At 45.7% G+C, this 1,053-nt stretch carries 1 pseudogene; it reads left to right on the top strand.

Going from position 1 to position 1,053, the window contains the following annotated elements:
* Positions 1-79: 79 nt before the first annotated feature.
* A pseudogene (locus tag EES38_RS21630) lies at positions 80-999 on the top strand (IS5 family transposase).
* Positions 1,000-1,053: the final 54 nt, after the last annotated feature.

Here is a 1,053-nt window from a genome sequence, read left to right as displayed (position 1 = left end):
GGCTTTGTTGCGTAATTCGATGGAACTAAATCAGGAAGTTACGATCTGATCGGCTACATCCATTAATCATCGTAGCCTTATGCCGAAACCTCGTTACAAAACAACTAACTGGAAACAGTACAACAAAGCCCTAATCAATCGTGGTTCACTTACTTTCTGGATTGATGAACAAGCTATAATAGAATGGAAGCAAAGCAAACAGAATAAGCGTGGCAGGCCTCGTCAATTCAGCGACCTAGCCATTACTACCGCACTGATGGTAAAACGCGTTTTCTCTATGCCATTGAGAGCGCTGCAAGGTTTTCTAGACTCCGTATTTAAGCTGGCTAACATACCGCTTGTTTGTCCGCATTACACCTGTATAAGCCGTCGAGCTAAGAAAATTGAGGTTTCATTTAAAACCAAAACCAGAGGCGTGATACAGCATCTGGCCATCGATGCCACCGGCCTCAAGGTTTATGGCGAAGGTGAATGGAAGGTCAAAAAGCATGGTACTGATGGGAAGCGCAGAGYCTGGCGTAAGCTCCATTTAGCAGTAGATACAAGCACCCACGAAATCGTCGCAGCGGAGCTGAGTTTATCTAACGTTACTGATGCCGAAGTGCTCCCAACCTACTTAAGCAGACACGTCGTAAAATCATTGAGATATCAGGTGATGGAGCTTATGACACAAGACATTGCTACGATGCAATACGTATAAAGCGAGCGGTTCCGCTCATCCCGCCAAGGGAAGGAGCAGCCTTCTGGGAACGTGGGCATCCTCGCAATTTAGCGGTAGGTTGTCAGAAGCTTTACGGCTCGAACAAGACGTGGAAAAAGCGGTACGGCTATCACAATCGCTCACTATCAGAGACAGCAATGTATCGAGTGAAACAGTTGTTAGGTGGGAAATTAAGCCTGAGAAACTATAACGCTCAAGTTGGCGAGACTTACGCGATGATCAAGGCGCTGAATAAGCTTACAGGGTTAGGTATGCCTGAAACTCAATATATCGTTTAAGAATTAAGCACAATGGGACAGGCATGTCCTCTCTCTGAATTAAGCAACAAAGCC

Source organism: Vibrio viridaestus (genome assembly GCF_003856525.1).
Classification (GTDB): Bacteria; Pseudomonadota; Gammaproteobacteria; order Enterobacterales; family Vibrionaceae; genus Vibrio; species Vibrio viridaestus.
The sequence above is the reverse complement of the archived record's forward strand: the minus strand, read 5'-3'. Positions and strand labels throughout refer to the sequence as shown.